Source organism: Legionella moravica DSM 19234 (assembly GCF_000423305.1).
GTDB classification, from domain to species: domain Bacteria; phylum Pseudomonadota; class Gammaproteobacteria; order Legionellales; family Legionellaceae; genus Legionella; species Legionella moravica.
The window spans coordinates 1-21,763 of the sequence record NZ_AUHS01000020.1 but is presented as its reverse complement, the minus strand read 5'-3'; the positions used below and the strand labels follow the sequence as shown (position 1 = coordinate 21,763).

Sequence of the window (21,763 nt, the reverse complement as noted above, 5' to 3'; positions counted from 1 at the left end):
TACATAATTCATCATAATTTCAATACAGTATAAACTCCAGGGTCTGTTGACAATTCAAGTTTCGACGTCCTGCGACTTGTTCGCAGGATCCAATTCAATCTTTATAGGCGCAATATATTCTTGTTTTGCGCAAGATCTATAGATTCCGCGAACAAGTCGCGGAAAGTAGGCTTGAACATAATGAAATGTCAACTTCCCCTAATTTGTTCACCAGATTAAATGCTCATCGGCATACGCTTCTGATGTGTTCAATAAGGTCTCTGTTCATACCAAAATCGGAATGTCCCATAGTAGCACTAGAAGCAACATTGCCATCTGAACGAATAATAAGCCAGTCTACAAAATGAAATACTCTGCTTTGCCTGTAAGCAATCAAATGAGTTTTATCCAAATGAGTTATGCTAACTTCAGGAACTTTACTTTTGATGCATTCAGCCAATTGTGTCAGGGTATCAACTTTAAGTGGAGCAATGTAATGCGCGTCATCTGCGGCAACGAAACTGCTTACCCAATTAGGCTTTGCTTCGGATAACTGCCCATCAATCAACCCTTTTGGCATGTCCCTGAAATTAATTTGCGGAAATAAATACATCACCCCCACCACAAGGGCGATGAACACAACGACAATTAAAATAATTTTCATTTAGACCACTTCCTCTTCATGCTGTTGCTGTTCTTCCTGAATAGTGTGTTCCAAAGAAATATAATCAATTTTACCAGAGGGTAAAATCGGTATTTTGCTACCAGGATATATAGTATGTGGCACAAGAAGCTCTGAATGTCCTTGTTCATGAATTTTTTTAATAAAATTCATTTTATCTGCATGAACTGCTTCGCTGAATAACACGATCTGCTCCCCTTTTCTTGGGCATTTTCTGGTAACCGCTGCATGCAATAATTCAGGCCAAATAGAAGCGGCTATGCCTTCAACTGCAGTTAGGGAAACCATCTCCCCGGCAATTTTAGCAAAACGTTTCGCACGACCGGATATCGTTATAAAATGATCTTCTGTCATCGTGACGATATCGCCTGTATCATGCCAGCCATCAAAAGTTGGAATGATTGTTCCTGGCTTATCCGCATTCATATACCCACGCATAATATTAGGACCACGCAGTTGCAGGCGTCCACCCACAGCGATACCCTCTACAGGTACAATACGGCTCTCCATAAAGGGCAAGATCATCCCTACACTACCTGGACTTGATGCTAATGGACAATTCAAAGAAATAACCGGAGAGGCTTCTGTTGCGCCATATCCTTCGTAAATTTTTACTCCAAACGTTTCAGACCAGTATCTTATAGTTTCTGGCTTCACTTTCTCAGCACCAGCAAAAATATAACGCACACTGCTGAAATCATATCGATCAGCGGCACGCGCATACCCGGTTAAAAAGGTATCCGTACCAAACATAATGGTCGCCCCTGTTTGATACACCAGACCAGGAATGACTTTATAATGCAGGGGTGATGGATAGAAAAAGCATTGAATCCCGGTAATCAATGGAGTGATGCTACCAGCGGTTAACCCAAAACAATGAAAAATAGGCAGGGCATTAAAGAAGATATCTCGGGTAGTAAAATCAACCCGTGACTTCATTTGGCAACAATTCGCCAAAATATTAGAATGACTTAAGGCCACTCCCTTTGGCACCCCCTCTGAACCTGAGGTAAATAAAACCACCCCTGTTTGATCTGGTGCAATAGCCTCACCAATGAGACGATAAGCCACAGCAGGAAACATTCCTTTCACTAGACCTGAAATTTTATGAGCCAGGTTTATGGATGATTTAAAATCTTCCAAATAACGAATTATCAGACCTGCGGCCTGTAATTCTTCGATTAATGACTCCAGTTTGGCAGTGGCAATAAATTGCCGGGAAGTATAGATTGATTTAATTCCAGCGGTATTACATGCAGAAATTAAATTATAAAATCCCATGCTGAAATTCAGCATAGCAGGAATTCGTCTGTACGCCTGTAAAGCAAAAAAAGTGACCATGCCCGCAATGGTGGTGGGCATCATGACCCCAACATGCTCTCCAGCTACCGTTTGTTTTTTAATTTGCTTCCCTAAAATAAAACAACGAGCAATAAATTGTCGATAAGTCAAAGGAGTGCGGTTACTGTCTTCAATTTTAGCCTTATTTTTGACGCCTACTGCAACCCCTTCGATTAATGCGGTAAATAAGGTTTGCGGCTTAAAACTGTTCGCAAATGCCAAGTCACCAATCAAGCGAAATAAACGCAAACTGACTGCCTGGCGGTTTACTGGAACATGATGGGGTTGGATGAATACCTGTGAAGGCATTACATGAAGGGTAATTTTGGGCGCAATATTAATGCTGTGTTTACTCTTGCTAATCGAGAACACACTATGCTCAGCACCTTCGATGCGAATTGGGATGACTTCAGCTCCAGCTTTCTGCAAAACAACTCCAGGTCCATCGTACACCTTGAGACTGTCTTCTTGTTCACCTATTAAGCCTTGTGGAAAAATAACGCAGCGTTTTCCAGAACGGATTGCTTTAATCAAAACCCTGGATGCCTTGGCACTACCGGGATCGATAACAATAACCTCCGCAAAAAGCAAAACTAACTTGACCCATAACTTTTTGAACATTAATGGATGTAATGCAATAGTCAATCGCTCGGGTAAAAAAACTGAAAGCAATAATACATCAATCACAGATGTTCTGTTTGCGATAATCACTGAATTAGGCGCTGGCTGATAGTGCCCCTTTACCTCAACGCGAAACCATGTCACAAGCACGGATTTAATCCAGCGTCTCGCTCTTTGAATTTGCTTTTCTTTCCAACTCAAATGTTCCATATTATCAAATCTCTATAAAAATACCGGGATTATAAAATCAAATTTCATTTTACAAGATTGAAACCAATTTAAATAGTTATAATCCAAGTCTAAACATAGCTTCAGGTAGAATAATCGTTCGGATTACTTGCGACTCTATCGTACCTGTAATAAAGTGAGCGATATGAATTACAAAAAAATCCAGCCTGTTAAAATCAGTTGTTTCCTTTTGGCCCTTGCCTTCTTCTTTTTTTGTGGCATAGCATTTCAACAGCATTCCCCTGAAATCATTAACTGGATTGATGAGCTGGGATGGCTGGCGCCAGCCCTGTTTATCTTGATTTACTGTCTGGCAACCTTAATGTTATTGCCAACTATGGTGTTAACATTGGCGGGTGGCGCTCTATTTGGGCCATTGCTTGGCCTGTTATTCAATTTATTAGGGGCAACCAGTGGAGCAGCCTTGGCCTTTCTAATTACCAGACACCTCGCTTACGACTGGTTTTCAAAAAAACGAGGGGAAAAGCTGAATAAATTAATCAACGGAGTAGATGAAAAAGGCTGGATATTTGTTGCTTTTTTGCGATTAGTCCCCATAGTGCCATTTAATCTGGTTAACTACGGCATGGGGATTACCGGAATTAAATTTCGACTTTACCTCGTAACCACTTTTGTTTTTCTGATACCAGCAGAAATTATTTACACCTATTTTGGGTATGCAGGAATGGACGCCCTTGCCCAGCCCAACCATTTTTACAGAAACGGTGGTATTTTACTCACCGGCATAGCTGTTTTGTTTCTTTGTATTATTAAGTTCATCAAGAGAAAGCAAGGTGATTAACCGCTCAATTACAGGATGAGCCACCTCAAAAACTACGTGATCAACAGCAAGAACGGCTCTGATTCCCTGCAAGGAATTAGAAATAAAAACGGCATCTGCCTCTTCAATCATGGCTTTGGTTATTCCTTGTTCAAGACAGGGAATATCATGCTCCTGGCACAGCGATAAAATTCGTGATCGAGTTATACCGGGTAATACACCATGTTCCAAAGGTGGGGTAATCAACTCATTATTCTTTATCAAAAACAGGTTCGCGCAAGTAGTCTCAGTGGCAAAATGCTGTAAATTAAAAAATAACGCATCATCCGCACCAAGAGTTAATGCCTGGCGTCGTGCCAGTATGGCTTCCAGATAATTAACCGTTTTCAATTGGTAGATTGGATTTGCCGCATCCCTCAACCAGGAAGTGCTGATTAAGCGTATCGGATGCTTAAGCACTTGGTAGTTAAAGGTTTGAAAAATCAGCTGGCTAACCTGGCCTCTCTGTGCCAATCCTCTCGGAGCAGGACCGCCACTTAAAATGGCTTTTATTCCCCCATGATACAAATTGTCACGTCTGATCTGCTGGATGAGATGCTCACACCAATCATCCAAAGAAAGATCAAAGGGGATACCTAACTGACCAGCAGAATGAGCCAGCCTTTGCCAATGCAACGGGGCAAAACAAGGATTGGAACTGTCTACCTTAATCGTCTCAAACAATCCCTCACCCAAAAAGATGCGATCATCAATCCCAAATGCAGGAATAACATCACCTTTATCTATTAACACCCTGGTATGCATCAAAAACCCATCTTTAAAAATCTACAAAATCATCAAGCTCATCTCGTAATCGCTTTTCTTCCAACATATTTTCCAAACGTCGGCGAGCATCCAAACCATTACCAGGTATATCAGTAAATTCAGTATCTACTTCAACCTCTTCAAAATCATCTTCAACTTCAATTATTTCTTCTTCGTCTTCTTCAAATAAGTCAGTCATACCCATTCTCTCAGAGAGTTAACATCAATTCGTTAAATCACTTTTTAAGTGGAACAAAATACCAGGACGGCTATATACCCTATTTTTTTTTTTTTGACCAGTTTTTTTTTAATCACAGATAAAATTTTTCCAATAGACTGGTTATTTATGTAGTGCCACGTACTTGAACTTTCGTTATAAACAACGAATAATCAGTGAAGATAAATAACAAAAGTAATTGTATGCCTGACCAATTAAAAGTTGCGTTACGTAACTCTATAAAGCAAGTGCGCTCTAAAATTACTGTTCCGTATCGAGCAAAATCATCAAATCAGATTTGCAATCGAATTAAAGCTCTTGAGCATTATAGAAAAGCCAAGAGTATTGCTTTGTATTTTGCAATCAATGGCGAAATTGATTTAAGCAACATTTGGCAAAGTGCTCCGTTGCAAGGTAAGTTCTGCTATTTTCCTGTATTGAATGAGAATTCAACCCTTACCTTTTTACCGGCTACACCCAATACCCCTTTTAAAAATAATCGGTACGGCATTCCTGAACCTGATGTCAGCCGTGATCTGGCAATTCCCATAGAGGAACTGGATTTGATCATTATGCCACTGGTAGCCTTTGACATCCGTTGTACACGATTAGGGATGGGGGCTGGTTATTATGATCGAACATTGAGTAATAAAAAAAATTGCCTGTTCATAGGAGTAGCCTATCAATTTCAGAAAGTGGATTTTCTGATTCCTGAACCCTGGGATATCCCTCTCGATGCAGTAGTGACTCAAAAAACCATATACTGGCGAAATCCCTAAATCCCAGACACACCGCTAAAAACCAGGCTACTTCCAAATGTTGAAAACGTTGAATGCGTTGGATTTGAGTGCAGGTTAACAGAAAAGCCCCATAAAAAAAGCGCAGTGTACATCAGGTACATGAGCATTTTTTTATGGGGCTTTTCTGTTAAGATGCGCCAAATACAACGCATTCAAAGGGCGTCGCGACCGACTTCACCCGTTCTAATCCGCACCACCTGTTGCAGCTCATAAACAAAAATTTTACCGTCCCCTATTTTTCCTGTATAGGCAGATTTACATATCGCTTCAATTGCTACTTCGACCATATTCTCTGGAACGGCCAATTCAATTTTAATTTTTGGGAGAAAATCGACTACATATTCAGCCCCTCGATACAATTCGGTGTGTCCTTTTTGACGACCAAATCCTCGAGTTTCAGAAATGGTTATTCCTGGTACACCTATTTCTATTAATGCCTCATGTACATCATCCAGCTTGAAGGGCTTGATGATTGCGGTAATCATTTTCATAATTATTCCAATGCAGTATGTGAAATTTAATAAGTTCTTTCAAACTCGACGGTTCGGGTGTAGTTCTTGAGTAGCAGTTTTGTTAGACTGTTAACAATAATAAACACGGAGCAACTATGTTCAACACAAAACAATTCGACGAATTGGCTCAAATGCTTTTTGCCACTCTGCCTAGCAGTCTACAGAATATTGAAAACGACATTCAACAAAAATTTAAAGAAGTTTTACAGGCAACCTTCACTCGCATGGATTTAATTACCCGTGACGAGTTTGATGTCCAATGTAAAGTACTTGCTCGTACCCGGGAAAAACTGGAACAACTGCAAAAGCAAGTTGATGATTTATTAACAACCCAGGAAAATAAAAATCAGGAACCCTAAGTCCTGACATCCCTGAATAAAAAAACGACACACTCCAATTGGCGGTACAGATTTAGATACCTTAGGAAACAGAAGTTCAAGAGTGTTGTTTATTTTATACAGGGACACCTGAGAGTTACATTTATAAAGCTGTCCAGGAAATAAAGACAGCCATACGTCCAACACAACAGGAAACGACATCATGAATCTCGCATTCACCAAAACGCGCAGCACTATTGGCATACAGGCGCAATCTGTATCAGTAGAGGTACATCTTTCAAATGGTTTACCTGGTTTTACCATGGTAGGACTAGCTGAAACAGCAGTAAAGGAAAGTAAAGACCGCGTGCGAAGTGCAATTATAAACAGCCAATTTGAATTTCCCTGTCGTAAAATCACAGTAAATTTGGGACCTGCTGATTTGCCTAAATCGGGTAGCGGCTTTGATTTGCCTATTGCGTTGGGGATCCTTGCGGCATCAGGTCAGATCCCCCCCGATAAATTAATGAATCATGAGTTTATTGGAGAGTTGGCTTTAAGCGGTGAGCTAAGGGGGGTATCTGCAATTATACCTGCTGTTCTTGCCGCACATAAAGACAATCAATTCCTGATTATTGCTACGACCAATGCTCCTGAGGCCTCATTAACCGGACATCAGGATGTGCTTACTGCCAACAATTTAAGGGAGGTATGCAATTATCTATGTAATGACGCACCATTACAAAGTGTACCGCCAAGGCCTGAATACACAAAATCGACTCATGAACTGGACTGGTCCGATATCAAAGGTCAGTTTCATGCAAAAAATGCGATGGAAATTGCTGCGTGTGGCGGACACAGCATTTTGTTATGCGGTGCTCCAGGCAGCGGCAAAACAATGCTGGCCAAAAGATTTGGGACCTTATTACCCGAGTTAACTGAAACCCAGGCACTGGAGTGTGCGGCAATTAATTCGATACGAGGGAAACTCCCCGATTTCGCAGAATGGCGTTCGCCACCATTCCGCGCACCACATCATACTGCATCCCCTATGTCTTTAGTTGGCGGAGGAAATCCTCCCAAACCCGGAGAAATTTCTCTGGCGCATCATGGGGTTTTATTTCTCGATGAGTTACCTGAATTTAATCGACAAGTCCTGGAAACATTGAGGGAACCATTAGAATCGGGCACTATCTGCATTTCGAGAGCAGCGGCTCAAACTGAGTTTCCTGCCCAATTTCAATTAATCGCAGCAATGAATCCATGCCCATGCGGTCAGTGGGGTAACGCTCAGGCAAACTGCTTATGCACACCCGATAGAATCAGCCGCTATTTAACCAAGTTATCAGCCCCATTATTGGATCGAATTGACATGCAGATTACCGTGCATGCATTACCTCCAGATGAGTTAATAAAACCCAATACCAATCCAGACAGACAAAGTGAGCTAATCAGGGAAAAAGTAATCAAGGTTCGGGCCTTACAAATGATGCGACAAAACTGCATTAATGCCAATTTAAGTTCAAAGCAATGCGAGCAGTTGTGTGAGTTAGGAGATAAAGAACACGCTTTTTTAAATGAGGTCATGAATAAACTGAAACTCTCTGCCCGAAGCTATCATCGCCTGCTCAAGGTAGCGAGAACGATAGCAGATATGAATGAAAGTAACAAAGTGAGTCTAAATTACCTGCAACAGGCGTTATCTTATAAACAGACGTTTCAAACCCCCAAATAAAGGGTTTCAGGGATCTTGATTACATGGATACCTATTTAACTATTTTCTTAATCATGGCTCTATGATTATCAGGTTGATACTTTATAGAGCCATGAAAACAGTAAAATCATGTGCTCCCTTAAGGTAATTCCAATTCCCCCGTACAAGAATGATCAATTGATACCGTGATCATAACTCCCCACCACCTTATCCCGAACTCAAGCGCAGTGCTGAATATTCTAAACGTCTTCGAAATCCGGTCCAACTCTAAGGTATAGATCAACTATGTCTCAGTTAAGTAGTTAAGCCTGGTTGCTCGCAACCAGGATTTTATGCACAAACTATAAGCTTCGATTTAGAAGCTTGAGAACCCATGATCCTGTTTGCGAGCAAACAGGCTACAACTCCTATTCTCCCGAGGCATTGACCGCGGGATCCACGAGGTTTAGCCAATGATCTGCGCGCAGCGAGGGTGAGGGATGAATAAGATTCAAATTATTTTAACCATTTGATTTAAGAATCAACGATTCAATAATCGCCATTCGAGAATAAACACCATTGGTTACCTGGCGCAAAATAAACGATTGATTTCCATCGGCAACATCACTATCAATTTCGATGCCCCGATTCATCGGCCCTGGGTGCATTACCATGGCATCTGGTTTTGCATAACTGAGACTATTTTGAGTTAAAGCAAAACTGCTCCGGTATGCGTCCAGATCGAGATGATCATTATCAGTCAAACGTTCACGTTGCACTCGTAAACAAATCACAACATCTGCCTCAGACAACCCTTCACGCAAATTATTGGTTACACGCCCATAATGTACCAACTCAGGTTGCCAAAGTTCCGGAGCAATAAATACCAATTCACCAACTCCTAGTATACTGCACATACTTTGAAAGGAATTGGCTACACGTGAGTGCCTGACATTACCTAAAACGGCAATTTTCAACTGTTCCAGGTTGGGTTTCTGCTCAATGATAGTCATTATATCCAATAGAGCCTGACTGGGATGAGCATGTGTTCCGTCCCCAGCATTAATTATATGAATTGAATTACCCAGGCGCTCGGCCAAACTCTGCTGCAGCCCATTGAGTTTGTGGCGAATAACAAAATAGTGTATGCCCATTGCAGCTAAAGTGTTTACTGTATCCTCAATGATTTCGCCTTTACTTTCAGATGAACTCTGCAGATCAATATTAATGACAGGTATTGATAAACGTTGTGCCGCCAATTCAAAACTAACTCGGGTTCTAGTACTGTTCTCATAAAACAAATTAGCCATAGTCTGTTTGGCATAAGATGGATAACTTGAACTGTGCTTAAAATGAATGGCTCGTTGTATTAATTCTTCAATTTCTTTACGTGATAATTGGCTAATCTCAAGAAAATGGCTCATAGATCCTCTTTAGAATTCGTTCCAAACTGGTGTTTTAAAATTGCCTGAATGCGCTAATTCTACACGATGTATTGCAAGAATTCGAAGGGCATTTTATTAAACAGCGTTGAAGATGGTAAAACAAGACGATGGACCACCCTATTCTGGATGATGCAACCACTGTTCCAGGATGACACAAGCGGCAATGCTATCAATTTCTGTATTTCTGAGTTTACGATACCCGCCCTGCTCAAACAATTGTCCTCTTGCTTCTACTGTTGAAAGCCGTTCATCAACCAAATGAACCGGGATAGAAAAACGTTTACGTAATTGTTTGGCAAACCTGCGAGCTGCTGAGGTTGTATACAACTCACTGTCATCGATACACGTAGGCAATCCAACAATTAACGCCTCAGGATTCCATTGTGTTATGAGTTTTTGAACACTATTCCAATCGGGAACACCCGATTTGGCACTAACAGTAGATACAGGTGAAGCGCTACAGGTTAATCGTTGTCCAACTGCAACCCCAATGCGTTTATAACCAAAATCAAACCCCAAATAAACACCACTAGGCATGGCCGGCATCAGAACTAAGTTGACTCATTTTTACCCCTAAGGTTAATCCTGCATATTCCCAACGATCTTCAAAAGGAACTTCATAAAGAATTTCTGACTTATAAGGACACACTAACCAGACATTATCCATGACTTCTCGTTCCAATTGATTTTCAGTCCAGCCAGCGTACCCCAAAGTGACTAATACGTCTTTTGGGCCTTTATCTACGGCTATTGCCCTGATGATATCATTTGAAGTAGTAACAGTCACCTCATCCTGCAAAAACAAGCTGGAACGCCATCCGCCCATTTGTTTATGAATCACAAATCCCCGTTCAGGTTGCACAGGCCCACCGAATAATAAAGGCATGCGATTTTGCTCCATATTAATGGGTTCAATTTGCAATTGTTCAAATACTATGGACAAAGGAAACTGCATGGGTCTGTTAATAATCAAACCAACCGATCCTTGTTCGTGATGCTCACAAAGATAAATGACTGTTCGTTCAAAATTAGGATCATTTAATGAGGGCATGGCAATCAACAAATGATTCGCTAATGAGCTTATAATTGCCATGAGATCCCCCAAAAGTTTGTCTGTATTCAATTTAATTATACACCAAAAAAGACCATTATTTTGTCAAAATGAATTTAAATGGAACATTGGTGTTTCATACAAATAAATCTCATCAAATCATCAGATTCAAGCGCAATGAATAGTAAGTACCTATCGCCTGCACTATTCGATATAATCATCTCCTGACCGCTACAATATTTATGAACAATTTTAAGTCTGAGACAAAATGAATTTTTTTGTAAGCCCGGCCTTATTTTACTTCTCCTGCAGGCATGGAATTCACTATGGAAACCTTAATATATAATGTTGAATTTTGAGAAAATGGCCTTCCTGCAGTGTAAGAAGTAGAACTGGAATCATTATTCTGGCTGCCTTCAGCACTACCCAAAGGTACCCATTTATTTAATGGAGCCATTATGGTGGTATTCACCTGCTGATTATCAAATTGTTGCCCACCCGCAGCATTTTCCTGCTCTCTAACCCGTTTAACAGACAATTTAACCTGGTTTCCCTGTAATACAGGCTGCACCAATAAACCATTTTGAATATTATGCTGCTGGTATTCAATTCCCGTAAATAAACCAACACCAACAGAACTAACAACAGGCACCTCTTCACCAGTTGAAACAAAGGCAGATTCCCCACTCATCACTTTAACAGACTGACTGCGCTGCACTTCAGACTGAGGATTGGTACTGTAAGTCACATCATTATTATTTTGTTGACTAAGCCAATCGGGATCACCTTGATATATTGAAATATTGAATGTAACCGGGGGCACATCGAGTTTGTGCAAAACGTCTCTGATTTGAGTCAAAGTGGAGGGACTGACTACCACAATTAAAGTGTGTCCTGAACCGCTTATTTTTTCCCCATCTTCTGTTTGTATCAGCGGTTGAATTAATTGAATTATTTTATCCGCGGGCACATAATTCAATTCAATGACTTTAGTTATCATCGATTGGGAAAAGGCATTACTGGCGAAGAAAAACAAAACAATCAACCATCGATTCATAATGGCAACACTCCTTGTTGGTTCAATTTTATTGCATTCTTTATTGTTCATTGTAGCACTGAACTATCAATGTTGTTTCAATGGATTAAAATGAGTGGTTTTGTTCCTGCAAAAGTTTGGGTATAATCGCTTCAATCTGATTTCAGGGATATGAACATTATGGGTAGTATTTTTAATATGTTTGGGCCATCGCCGATAAGGCCAATTGAGCAACACATCCGTAAAGCACACCAATGCGCAAAACAACTATACCCATTTTTTGAAGCAGTATTAAAAAAGGATTGGAAATCAGCGAACAACATCAAAGAAAAAATTATCTCTTTGGAAAAAGAAGCAGACTTAATCAAACGTGATTTACGCCTGCATCTTCCTACCGGTCTATTTCTGCCTGTGTCACGAACCGATTTACTCGAGCTTTTAAGCGCTCAGGACAAAATTGCCAACAAAGCAGAAGATATAGCCGGTTTAATTACCAGTCGACAAATGACCATTCCAGAAGCTCTGGTTCCCGTATTTATGCCTTTTTTACATCGTTGCCTCGATGCCTCAAAACAAGCCTGTAAAGCAATCAATGAGCTTGATGAATTACTTGAAACCGGATTCAGAGGCAGTGAAGTAAAAATTGTTGAGGAAATGATCCTTAAGCTGGATGAAATTGAGCATGACAGCGATGAAAAACTTGCTGATATTCGTCATCGTATCTTCGAGCTGGAAAAGGATTTATCAGCAATAGATATTATGTTTCTTTATAAATTAGTCCAATGGATTGGTGAATTAGCCGACAATGCCCAGACAGTAGGTGGTCGACTTCAAATTCTTATAGCCAGGTAGTATATTCCGATGGATTATTCAATTTTGTTTCTCTTTGTAGCGATTGTGCTGTGTTTTTTAATGACATGGGGTGTTGGAGCGAACGATTTAGCCAACGTAATGAGCACCACTATGGGCTCAAAGGCGGTAACTGTTCGTCAAGCCATGCTCATCGCCATAGTTTTTGAATTTGCTGGTGCTTTTTTAGGTGGAAATGGTGTGACTGAAACCATGAGAGATGGGATCATTAGCACCAGTCAATTGTCCAATGAGCCATTAATTCTTATTCAAGGGATGCTAGGCGTCTTAATGGCTTGTACCATATGGATGAACCTGGCCAGTTACCTGGGAGTCCCTGTTTCCATTACCAATGCTTTAGTGGGCTCAATGGTCGGTTTTGGTGCAATGGTCCTTGGTCCAGATGCCATACACTGGAACCAGGTTGTTCGAATTGCCATTAGCTGGATTACGTCTCCCATGATTTCAGGGATTACTGCCTATGCACTATTCATCAGCATCCAACAGACTATCTTTGTCAAACGAAACCCATTAACCAAAGCCAAACTGTATATTCCCATCTATCTCTTTCTCATCGGCTCCATCCTGTCCTTTATTACTGTTTTTAAAGGATTGCATCATTTTGACATTCATTTGAATTTCAAACAGAATTTAGCAGTTACCCTGGCAACAAGCATTATCATTACCATTACGGGTATGATTTTTATCAAGCGCATTCCTGAAAATCCCAAAATAAGACGCAGAGAACGTTTCATTCAAGTTGAGAAATATTTTGCCGTTTTAATGGCTATGACCGCTTGTGCTATGGCTTTTGCACATGGCTCTAATGATGTTGCCCTGGCAGTAGGCCCGCTAACTATAGTGTACAGCCTCGTCATGAATGCAAATCAAGCGTTTGATGCCAACAATTATCCAGCCTGGATTATCCTGCTAGGTTGCACGGGAGTCATTGCTGGATTATTAATGTACGGTAGAAAAGTCATTGAAACTGTAGGTAGTGCGATTACAGCATTAACACCAAGTCGCGCATTTGCAGCTACTCTTGCAGCTGCGACCACAGTAGTTGTCGCTACCAGCACAGGAATTCCTGTATCTGCGACTCAAACTTTAGTAGGTGCAGTATTGGGCGTCGGTTTGGCCAGAGGTATCGGTGCATTGAATCTTATTGTCATACGCAATATTTTCATGTCCTGGGTTTTGACCTTACCAGCCGCATCCATTTTGACCATCATATCGTATAAGCTGCTTCATCTCTTTTTGGGGTAGCTTAAACTCACAGCAGAACCCACTATCATGCACAACAGTGCCCGCCTTGGGCGGGCTGATGCATCCTAGAGAAATCGGCACATCATATCACTTTGCGCCCACGTACTGCACTTTATAAGGAATTGTCGAGCCAAAGCCCGACGCTTGTTTTACTTGGAATATCCTTGGCTTAGATCGTAAAAGCCAGCGGCACAGCTAGAGTAGTTTGGGCGTTGGCCCAACAAAATTCATGTCTTGTTTCAAACTTGCTCAATGTATTTGATGTGCCAGAGCAAGCCCAATCACTTATAAATCAATTATTAGTTCGAATCAATGAATTGTCGGGCCAAGACCCAACCTACGCTTAAAAAAGTGAAGATCATTCAGAGTCAATTCCGCGAAAATTCGATTGGGGTTTGAGCAAGGACTTTATTTCGGATTTCTGTCAGGCTTTATACGCGGTATCAAATCAATCAATAGAACTAAACCTCATAAACAGAGACTTATGACGACAGTGACGACTAAAGCCGTGTTATATTAAAACTCTTCCCAAATCTCGCCTTTATCATCCTTATAATCTTTATTATCTCTCATGTATGCGATTCGTTCGTGTTTTTTAATTTCTTTTATTTGTGATGCTGATTTCTTATGAGTGGCATCAAATTCAAAGAAAAATTTATCATAAGGACTTACATACGCTTTATCTATATCATGTTCGGTCATACCAATTCCAAAATAACTTTATTCATAATATCTATTTTATCGCTTTTTTAACTAAGTTACCATTAAGCTTCTTCAAAAGATAAAAGGCTAAGCAATGAAATTAAAAAAAGCGGAATTGCATGTACATTTAGAAGGATCCATTTCACCCGAATTAGCTGTAAAACTTGCCAAACGCAATAAATTAACCCTGCCTTCAGGCCTCATTGCCCCAGATGGCGTTAGTTATTTATCAAAAGATTTTCTGGATTTTCTCAAAGTTTATGACACGTTAGCTGCAGTAATTAAAGTCCCCCAAGATTATTATGACATTACTTTTGATTATCTCAGATCTAATGCCCTGGAAAACGCCATATACATAGAAATGATGTATTCGCCAGATCATGCTGAACGCTCTAGCGGAATCCCATCCAAAGAACATCTTGCAGCCATCCAGCAAGCTATCGACGACGCCAAAGAACAATTTAATATCGTTGGACGTATCATAAACACCGCCGTACGTCATTTTGGAGTTGACGCTTGTGAACGAGTCGCACGGCAGGCTGGCATTGATAAATTTCCCTGTGTGACTGGATTTGGATTGGGAGGAGACGAGGCTAAATTCCCACCAAAACTCTTTACTCGAGCATACCAAATCGCTGCAGATGCAGGATTGGAATGTACCGTTCATGCGGGTGAATTTGATACCGCTCGAGGAATGGTTGAAGCAATGGAACATCTGCCCATAAAAAGAATAGGGCATGGAGTTAATGTCATTCACTCTCCCGATACCATGGCTATGGTTAAAGACCGAGGAATCGCATTGGAAGTGTGCCCTACCAGCAATATCTTTTTAGGTTTATTTAAAGATATGAACAGCCACCCCTTTCCAAAACTGTATGATGCGGGTATCAAAGTAAGCATCAGCTCTGATGATCCACCATTCATGAGCACTACGCTAGCCCAGGAATATCAACGCGTGCAGGAATCATATCAATACAGCGACAAGATCATGAATGATATTACCAAAATGGCGATTGAAGCGGCTTTTGTCGATGAAAAGACAAGAAAAGAGCTGCTCGAACAAATATGAGGTTGAAATCCTGTTGAGAAAATCCCGTATTACTGGACGGTGGTACGGGAGCCTGTTGAAAATAGGCCTAAACTCCTTCCTCAAAACGTTAGTCCAATGTTTTCCTATAACGTTTAAATCCAATAACAAGCACGACGAAAGTAAAAAGCAGTATAGGAACAAACTCACTCCATACTTCGGCGAAACCGTTACCCTTTAGCACGATACCTCGAACAATGATCAGATAATGAGATAGTGGCAATACACTACCTACCCACTGTGCCCATTCAGGCATTCCTCTAAACGGAAACATAAATCCAGACAATAAAAGTGAAGGAAGGAAAAAAAACATGGCCCCTTGAGCAGCCTGAAGCTGGTTGGAGGCTAATGTTGAAAAGGTAAGGCCCACAGATAAATTTGCAACAATAAATGGAAAAGTAAAGATCAAAAGTAAAAGAATACTACCTTGTATGGGAATGGAAAACAGAAATTTGGCCATTAATAAAATTAAGCTGACCTGAATAAAACCAACTAATACGAAAGGTAGTAATTTTCCAGCCATAACCTCTAATGGCCTCAAGGGCGTTGAAAGTAAAGTTTCCATAGTGCCACGTTCATTTTCTCGTGTGATCACCAAAGCCGTCACGATAACCATAGTCATGGTTAATACTACCCCCAAAAGTCCTGGAACGATGTTATAGGCTGTAATAGCCAAAGGATTATATTTGGCATGAATCTCAGGTTGATATGGTGGGGATTTGGGTTTTAAAGATGAAAGGGAACCATTGAGATCTTCATTTAATGAAAGGCTGGCCAGTTCCGTAAATACTGAAACTGCGCGGCTTGTTGCTGCGGGATCTGTTGCATCTGCCTCGAGAAGTAAGGGGGGATGCAACCCTCGGATTACGTCTCGTGTAAAATTAGGAGGAAAACTGACTACAAATTGAATTTTACCGGTTTTCAGCAACCTGCTGGCTTCCTTTTCATCAGTTTTAGAACTGATAAAATAAAAGTATGTTGAATTTTCCATGCTGGTTAGAATGCGTCGGCTTAAAGCCGTATTATCCGGATTAACAACTGCCGTAGGTAAATTACGCGGATTTGTATTAATAGCAAAGCCAAATAGAATTAACTGCATTAAGGGTATGCCCACTATCATGCCCAGCGTTACTCTGTCGCGAATCATCTGTATAAACTCTTTGATCATAACCGCTAACAAGCGATTCAGGCTTGCTCTAGTCAACAAAAGGCTCCGGTGATTTATTTACTAAACTGATAAATGCATCCTCAAGTGTTGGTTCTATTGAATACCATTTTATCGAATATTGAGAACTTAATTTCTGTAAACCTTCTTCAATTAATTCTGTATTGTACCCGCAAACATGAATCAAATTGCCAAACAGGGCCGATTGAACCACCCCAGGGATTTTTTTTGCATGCTGTAATAAAGTAGTAGTGACGTTTCCTTTGATTTCCCATGTTTTTAAATGAGTTTCATCAATTACTTCAGATACTGTACCCGTTGTTAAAAGTTTGCCATAAGCCAAGTAAGCGATTCGTGTGCAACGCTCTGCTTCATCCATATAATGAGTAGAAACAAAAGTAGTGATGCCCTCCTGGCTTAAAAAATGAATTTGATCCCAAAACTCTCTTCTTGCAATAGGATCTACCCCTGCAGTTGGTTCATCGAGCAACAACAGATCGGGTTCATGGATTAAACAGGTAGCAAGTGCTACACGCTGTTTCCATCCACCAGATAATTCTCCAGTCAGTTGCTTTCGTCTGTCGGTTAAACCCAATTTATCCAAAGCATCAGCAACTCGTCTGTTTCGATTAGACACTCCATACACTCGTGCGATAAAATTCAGGTTTTCTTCAATAGTTAATTCAGTGTATAAACTGAATTTTTGAGTCATATAACCAACGCGTTCCTTAATCTGCTCTGACTGAGTCAATATATCGAAACCTAAACAGGTGCCTTGCCCCGCATCCGCTTTTAATAATCCACATATCATCCGTATTGTTGTCGTTTTACCACTTCCATTGGGGCCGAGAAAACCAAATACTTCGCCTCGATCTACCTCTAAATCAATATCGTCCACTACAACTCTCTGCCCAAAACTTTTACGCAGACCTTTTACATTAATAATGATGTTGGAATCTGGGGTGCTCATTACAAATTCACCATAACGGGTTGGCCCGGTTTAAATGAAGTAGGATTCATAATACGCGCTTTAACTCTGAATACTAATTTTGAATTGTTATCACGGCTATAAACCAATGGGGGTAAAAATTCAGCATCCGGTGATATGTAATTAATTACTGCAAGATTAGTGTTTTGACATCCCTCACAATCAAAACTGATGTTTTGCCCCACCTTTAATCGAGCCAGATATTCCAAAGGCACAAAAAATTCAATTCGGATGTTTTCAGGTGTTAACAGCGATAATACAGATTGTTGAGCAGCAACATATTCACCTGTTCGATAGTAAGTATCGAAAATAACGCCATCGGCAGGTGCATAGATGGTTTTCTGTGACAATTCCCATTGAGATATATTCATTTTAGCAATAAGTGAATCCACAACGCCTTGTTGCGCTGTAATTAAATCATCCCTGCTTCCTAATTTTGCCAAAGCCAAATTGGCTTCATACTGCATTTTTAATTCTTTTTGTTGTTGTAAATAAGCCAATGCGGCATCTAGACTGTCCTTGTCTGAAGCTTGTTTATCTACCAACTTCTGATAACGAGAAACCCTTAAATCTGCTAAAGTAATTTGAGCATTGGTCTGCTCAATTTGTGCTTCTATCGCTTCAATTTCCTGAAGCCTTCTTGGTTTTTTTAAATCAGTGAGCTGACTTTGTGCCTGAGATAATTCGCCTTTGATCTGAGAGATATTCATTAATTGAGGATTAGGATCGAGACTATATAATAATTGTCCCTTATTAACTTTTTGTCCGCGTTGTACTGCCAAATGCATTAATACACCATAGAATGGGGAGGCAAGGTATATATTCTCACCCTCTACATATCCTTCAAATTGCCCATGCTCATTACTGCCGCAACTATTAAGGATTATAATCATGAAAATAATGAATAATGATTTTAAATGCATAATCATTCGATGCTTGTATGATGTATTTTTTAATTGTGGGCTGTTTTTTATGTTTGTGCAAGTTACGGTAAATAAACAAAAAAATTTGGTAGGTAATGAAGTAGCTGCTACTATTAATTTATTTTCTCTAAGCATACTATGACAAAAAAACAGTGTGATCTGATAGTGATTGGTGGTGGAAGTGGTGGAATTGCCAGCGCTGTACGCGCTGCAAAATATGGTGCCAAGGTAGCTATTATAGAAGAATCTCAGTTAGGAGGAACCTGTGTCAACTTAGGTTGCGTTCCCAAAAAAATAATGTTTAACGCATCGATTATTTTTGAAACGTTACACAAAGCTCATGATTATGGATTTAGTCCTGTTAGAGCGAAACTTGACTGGAATAAACTGATCACCAAACGCAACGAATATATAGAACGCTTACGCGAACACTACACAAACCGCTTAAAAGAATTTGATATCACCCGGATCTGCGGCAGAGGTGTTCTACACGAACAGAATACCGTACTTGTAAATGACTGCTTATATAAAGCGGAGCACATTATTATTGCCACAGGCGGAGAACCTGCCTTGCCTAACATTATTGGTATTCAACATGCTATTGATTCAGATGGATTTTTTTCTTTAACAAAACAACCTCAAAAAGTAGCGATCATTGGCAGCGGATATATAGGAGTTGAACTGGCAGGAGTGCTTAATGCACTTGGTAGTGAAACACATCTTTTAATGAGGGGCGACAGACCTTTAAGCAAGTTTGATGACATGCTTGGAAGTACTTTACATGAAATAATGATGCAACAAGGGATTACAGTTCATCCTAATCATAAAGCGCATTGCATCAATCTGCACAGCGATGGAAGAAAAAGCATACAATGCCAAAGTGGTTCAACTATTCATGATCTTGACGTTATTATCTGTGCTGTTGGCAGGACCCCAAGAACACATCATTTAAATCTCGATAAATTAAAAGTGAAAACAGACAAACAAGGACTTATACGAGTTGATCGCTTTCAAAATTCTACGGCAAAAGGAATATACGCAATTGGAGATGTGACTAATGGTCCTGCACTTACACCCGTTGCTATAGCTGCGGGAAGAAGACTTGCAGACAGACTTTTTGGTCAACAACCCAAAGCAAGACTCAGTTATGATACTATTTGCTCTGTTGTATTCAGCCATCCTCCTGTCGGAACTGTCGGTTATAGCGAACAGGCAGCTATAGAGCGGTATGGAGCTGGACAAATAAAAATATATAAAACACGATTTAATCCTATGTATGATGCATTAAGTGAAACGAAAACCCCTACTGCAATGAAATTAGTCACCTTGGGGAAGAAAGAAAAAATCATTGGTCTTCATGTTATCGGCTATAATGCCGATGAAATGCTCCAAGGTTTTGGAGTAGCAATAAAGATGGGAGCCTGTAAAAAAGATTTTGATAATACAGTTGCCATTCATCCTACAAGTGCTGAAGAATTCGTAACTATGGTGTAATAATGACAAATTTAATTCGAAGTTTTGATAATAAAAACCCATCATTGGGAAAGCAGGTATACATCGATCCCCAATCTGCTGTAATAGGAGATGTTACGTTAGGAGATGATGTCTCTGTATGGCCTATGGCCGTGCTGCGTGGTGACGTTAACACGATTACAATTGGCCACTCCTGCAACATTCAGGATGGTGCCGTACTTCATGTAACTCATGATGGTCCTTATACCCCGGGTGGCAAACCACTAATTTTAGGTAATTGCATCACCATCGGCCATCACGCAATGTTGCATGGATGTACAATAGACGATCTATGCCTCATTGGAATGGGTACAATTGTTTTGGATGCAGCACATATTAAACAACATGTGGTTATTGCTGCAGGAAGTCTAGTACCGCCAGGCAAAATATTAGAAAGCGGGTATTTATATTTAGGTAGACCGGTACAAGCGGTCAGGAAATTGTCCATCAATGAAATAGAACAAATTGAATACTCCGCACAACATTATATCCGCTTAAAAGACAAGTACCTTGACAACTGATTTAAAAGGCTGAACTAAAAATCCAGCCTTACTCCTCAACCAGGATTATCCATTCAATTGCGCATCTTTTAATCACATTATCTGAAATATTGCTAAACTAATATAGATAAGGAATTTTAATAAGAGATTACCGTTGGGAATGGAGTATATTAAAATGAAACGATTATATTCATCTTTATTTGGCGCTGCACTATGTATCGCTACAGCTACTTCTTATGCAGATGAACAAACCTGCAACAATCATTATGACTATTGTATGTCTTCTTGCAATAACCAGTATAATCAATGCACTCAGAACAATAACGAAGAATCGTACTGCAAAGATCAGTATCAACCGTGCATTCAAGGCTGTAGTAACACCAGGGATAGTTGCTTGTCCCAATAGTACATACAGCAGGAGAATGATATGAAACTGCCTCAACTTTTAAGCGTGTTCGTACTATTGGGTGCCATGAATTCATTGGTTTACGCTTCAGGGAAATTAGTGGTTAGCAATTGTCCTGAAAATTGCACTTCGTGCTGGGAACAATGCACGAAAGATGACGATTGTGGTGTAGATCATAAATGCATTTCAACACCTTGCGGAAACAGATGTGTGAAGGAAGTATCAACAAATGGACAGTGACCCTATATTACTCAATAGCTTAATTAGCCTATATACCACATCAGTGGACATCAAATGAGCTTGCTTGGATGCAGTAAAAATGATAGGTGCTATGTTTCAAGGGTAGTACGAAGATATTAATTTGCAGAACTATGGATAAAAAAAAAGCGGCTAAAAAGCCGCTTTTCTGAAATAAAACCCTGGCGATGACCTACTTTCGCATGAGGAAGCCTCACACTATCATCGGCGCATGTTCGTTTCACTTCTGAGTTCGAGATGGGATCAGGTGGTTCCAAACCGCTATTGTCGCCAGGAAAACTGTTTACCTTCAGATTGATGATTGTCGTTCAATCAACAAGCCCAAGGCCTGGTAAAGATTCGAGGTAACACATTCTACTCTATTTTATCGTCTACTTCTATAACCCAAAGTAATTCAGATTATATGGTCAAGACAATCAGCCAATTAGTACAAGTTAGCTTCACACATTACTGCGCTTCCACACCTTGCCTATCAACGTCGTAGTCTTCAACGGGCTTCATGGGAAAACTCATCTTGAGGGAGGCTTCCCGCTTAGATGCTTTCAGCGGTTATCCCGTCCGAACTTAGCTACCCGGCTATGCCACTGGCGTGACAACCGG

The 21,763-nt window shown here is 40.3% G+C and carries 23 protein-coding genes and 2 rRNA genes; 10 read left to right on the top strand and 15 right to left on the bottom strand.

Translation table 11 applies throughout. The features are described 5' to 3' along the window. Positions 1-223: 223 nt before the first annotated feature. Positions 224-643, bottom strand: a complete 420-nt coding sequence (locus tag G543_RS0105935) for a DUF1499 domain-containing protein (RefSeq protein WP_028383729.1) — start codon at positions 641-643, stop codon at positions 224-226. Then, on the bottom strand, positions 644-2,833 hold the full coding sequence (locus G543_RS0105930) for an AMP-binding protein (protein ID WP_028383728.1): 2,190 nt from the start codon (positions 2,831-2,833) through the stop codon (positions 644-646). It lies immediately after the preceding gene. Positions 2,834-2,996: 163 nt separating this feature from the next. On the opposite strand from G543_RS0105930, the gene G543_RS0105925 reads away from it, so the two are divergent. Then, positions 2,997-3,653, top strand: a complete 657-nt coding sequence (locus G543_RS0105925; RefSeq protein ID WP_035921551.1) for a TVP38/TMEM64 family protein — start codon at positions 2,997-2,999, stop codon at positions 3,651-3,653. Here G543_RS0105925 and G543_RS17170 read toward each other — a convergent pair. Together G543_RS17170 and G543_RS0105915 are read right to left on the bottom strand one after the other, a co-directional pair. Then, the gene (locus tag G543_RS17170) at positions 3,585-4,436 is read right to left on the bottom strand and encodes an aminotransferase class IV (protein WP_081675628.1); all 852 of its coding nucleotides are present in this window, start codon (positions 4,434-4,436) and stop codon (positions 3,585-3,587) included. The genes G543_RS0105925 and G543_RS17170 overlap by 69 nt on opposite strands. A 13-nt stretch (positions 4,437-4,449) precedes the next feature. Beyond that, positions 4,450-4,635, bottom strand: a complete 186-nt coding sequence (locus G543_RS0105915; RefSeq protein ID WP_028383726.1) for a PA3496 family putative envelope integrity protein — start codon at positions 4,633-4,635, stop codon at positions 4,450-4,452. Between the two features lie 221 nt (positions 4,636-4,856). Here G543_RS0105915 and G543_RS0105910 point away from each other — a divergent pair, with 221 nt between their 5' ends. Continuing rightward, positions 4,857-5,432, top strand: coding sequence for a 5-formyltetrahydrofolate cyclo-ligase (locus tag G543_RS0105910; protein ID WP_028383725.1), 576 nt, complete (start codon positions 4,857-4,859; stop codon positions 5,430-5,432). Between the two features lie 173 nt (positions 5,433-5,605). Here G543_RS0105910 and G543_RS0105905 read toward each other — a convergent pair whose 3' ends face one another. After that, on the bottom strand, positions 5,606-5,944 hold the full coding sequence (locus tag G543_RS0105905) for a P-II family nitrogen regulator (RefSeq protein ID WP_028383724.1): 339 nt from the start codon (positions 5,942-5,944) through the stop codon (positions 5,606-5,608). Between the two features lie 116 nt (positions 5,945-6,060). Between G543_RS0105905 and G543_RS0105900 the strand changes: the two genes are divergently transcribed. Beyond that, complete coding sequence (locus G543_RS0105900) at positions 6,061-6,324, top strand: accessory factor UbiK family protein (RefSeq protein WP_028383723.1); 264 nt, start codon at positions 6,061-6,063, stop codon at positions 6,322-6,324. A gap of 181 nt (positions 6,325-6,505) precedes the next feature. Further along, on the top strand, positions 6,506-8,017 hold the full coding sequence (locus G543_RS0105895; RefSeq protein WP_028383722.1) for a YifB family Mg chelatase-like AAA ATPase: 1,512 nt from the start codon (positions 6,506-6,508) through the stop codon (positions 8,015-8,017). A gap of 479 nt (positions 8,018-8,496) precedes the next feature. Here the strand turns inward: G543_RS0105895 and G543_RS0105890 are convergent, their stop codons facing one another. From G543_RS0105890 to G543_RS0105875, 4 genes are all read right to left on the bottom strand, one after another. After that, positions 8,497-9,399, bottom strand: a complete 903-nt coding sequence (locus G543_RS0105890; protein ID WP_028383721.1) for an aspartate carbamoyltransferase catalytic subunit — start codon at positions 9,397-9,399, stop codon at positions 8,497-8,499. Between the two features lie 138 nt (positions 9,400-9,537). Further along, positions 9,538-9,957, bottom strand: a complete 420-nt coding sequence (ruvX, locus tag G543_RS0105885) for a Holliday junction resolvase RuvX (protein ID WP_028383720.1) — start codon at positions 9,955-9,957, stop codon at positions 9,538-9,540. Next, the gene (locus tag G543_RS0105880; RefSeq protein ID WP_028383719.1) at positions 9,950-10,513 is read right to left on the bottom strand and encodes a YqgE/AlgH family protein; all 564 of its coding nucleotides are present in this window, start codon (positions 10,511-10,513) and stop codon (positions 9,950-9,952) included. Before G543_RS0105880 ends, ruvX begins: the two co-directional genes overlap by 8 nt. Positions 10,514-10,763: 250 nt before the next feature. Beyond that, positions 10,764-11,531: a type II/III secretion system protein gene (locus G543_RS0105875; RefSeq protein WP_028383718.1), complete on the bottom strand. Its 768-nt coding sequence runs from the start codon at positions 11,529-11,531 to the stop codon at positions 10,764-10,766. A gap of 156 nt (positions 11,532-11,687) precedes the next feature. On the opposite strand from G543_RS0105875, the gene G543_RS0105870 reads away from it, so the two are divergent. Both G543_RS0105870 and G543_RS0105865 read left to right on the top strand, forming a co-directional pair. Next, positions 11,688-12,359 (top strand): TIGR00153 family protein, encoded by a 672-nt coding sequence (locus G543_RS0105870; protein WP_035921549.1) that lies wholly within the window; start codon positions 11,688-11,690, stop codon positions 12,357-12,359. A gap of 9 nt (positions 12,360-12,368) precedes the next feature. Beyond that, positions 12,369-13,622 carry an inorganic phosphate transporter gene (locus tag G543_RS0105865; protein ID WP_028383716.1) on the top strand — a complete coding sequence of 418 codons (1,254 nt, stop codon included), beginning with the start codon at positions 12,369-12,371 and terminating at the stop codon, positions 13,620-13,622. Positions 13,623-14,138: 516 nt separating this feature from the next. On the opposite strand, the gene G543_RS0105860 is transcribed toward G543_RS0105865, so the two are convergent. Next, the gene (locus G543_RS0105860; protein ID WP_028383715.1) at positions 14,139-14,324 is read right to left on the bottom strand and encodes a CBU_0585 family protein; all 186 of its coding nucleotides are present in this window, start codon (positions 14,322-14,324) and stop codon (positions 14,139-14,141) included. A gap of 94 nt (positions 14,325-14,418) precedes the next feature. On the opposite strand from G543_RS0105860, the gene G543_RS0105855 reads away from it, so the two are divergent. Then, entirely contained in the window at positions 14,419-15,393 is a 975-nt protein-coding gene (locus tag G543_RS0105855; RefSeq protein WP_028383714.1) for an adenosine deaminase, read from the top strand. Between the two features lie 88 nt (positions 15,394-15,481). Here G543_RS0105855 and G543_RS0105850 read toward each other — a convergent pair whose 3' ends face one another. From G543_RS0105850 to G543_RS0105840, 3 genes are read right to left on the bottom strand one after another with little or no spacing between them, the layout of a single operon-like run. Next, positions 15,482-16,615, bottom strand: a complete 1,134-nt coding sequence (locus G543_RS0105850) for an ABC transporter permease (RefSeq protein ID WP_238584682.1) — start codon at positions 16,613-16,615, stop codon at positions 15,482-15,484. Then, entirely contained in the window at positions 16,608-17,546 is a 939-nt protein-coding gene (locus tag G543_RS0105845) for an ABC transporter ATP-binding protein (protein ID WP_028383712.1), read from the bottom strand. The genes G543_RS0105850 and G543_RS0105845 overlap by 8 nt, the downstream gene beginning before the upstream one ends. After that, entirely contained in the window at positions 17,546-18,487 is a 942-nt protein-coding gene (locus tag G543_RS0105840; RefSeq protein WP_162145881.1) for an HlyD family secretion protein, read from the bottom strand. The genes G543_RS0105845 and G543_RS0105840 overlap by 1 nt, the downstream gene beginning before the upstream one ends. 138 nt (positions 18,488-18,625) lie before the next feature. Here G543_RS0105840 and gorA point away from each other — a divergent pair, with 138 nt between their 5' ends. The 3 genes from gorA (at position 18,626) to G543_RS18660 (ending at position 20,905) form a co-directional block, all read left to right on the top strand. Then, complete coding sequence (gene gorA, locus G543_RS0105835; protein WP_028383710.1) at positions 18,626-19,981, top strand: glutathione-disulfide reductase; 1,356 nt, start codon at positions 18,626-18,628, stop codon at positions 19,979-19,981. A gap of 2 nt (positions 19,982-19,983) precedes the next feature. After that, positions 19,984-20,520, top strand: coding sequence for a gamma carbonic anhydrase family protein (locus G543_RS0105830; protein ID WP_028383709.1), 537 nt, complete (start codon positions 19,984-19,986; stop codon positions 20,518-20,520). A gap of 154 nt (positions 20,521-20,674) precedes the next feature. Further along, positions 20,675-20,905, top strand: coding sequence for a hypothetical protein (locus G543_RS18660; RefSeq protein WP_081675626.1), 231 nt, complete (start codon positions 20,675-20,677; stop codon positions 20,903-20,905). Between the two features lie 417 nt (positions 20,906-21,322). Here G543_RS18660 and rrf read toward each other — a convergent pair. After that, positions 21,323-21,438, bottom strand: a 5S ribosomal RNA gene (rrf, locus tag G543_RS0105820). Between the two features lie 128 nt (positions 21,439-21,566). Continuing rightward, a 23S ribosomal RNA gene (locus tag G543_RS0105815) occupies positions 21,567-21,763 on the bottom strand; the annotation flags it as partial.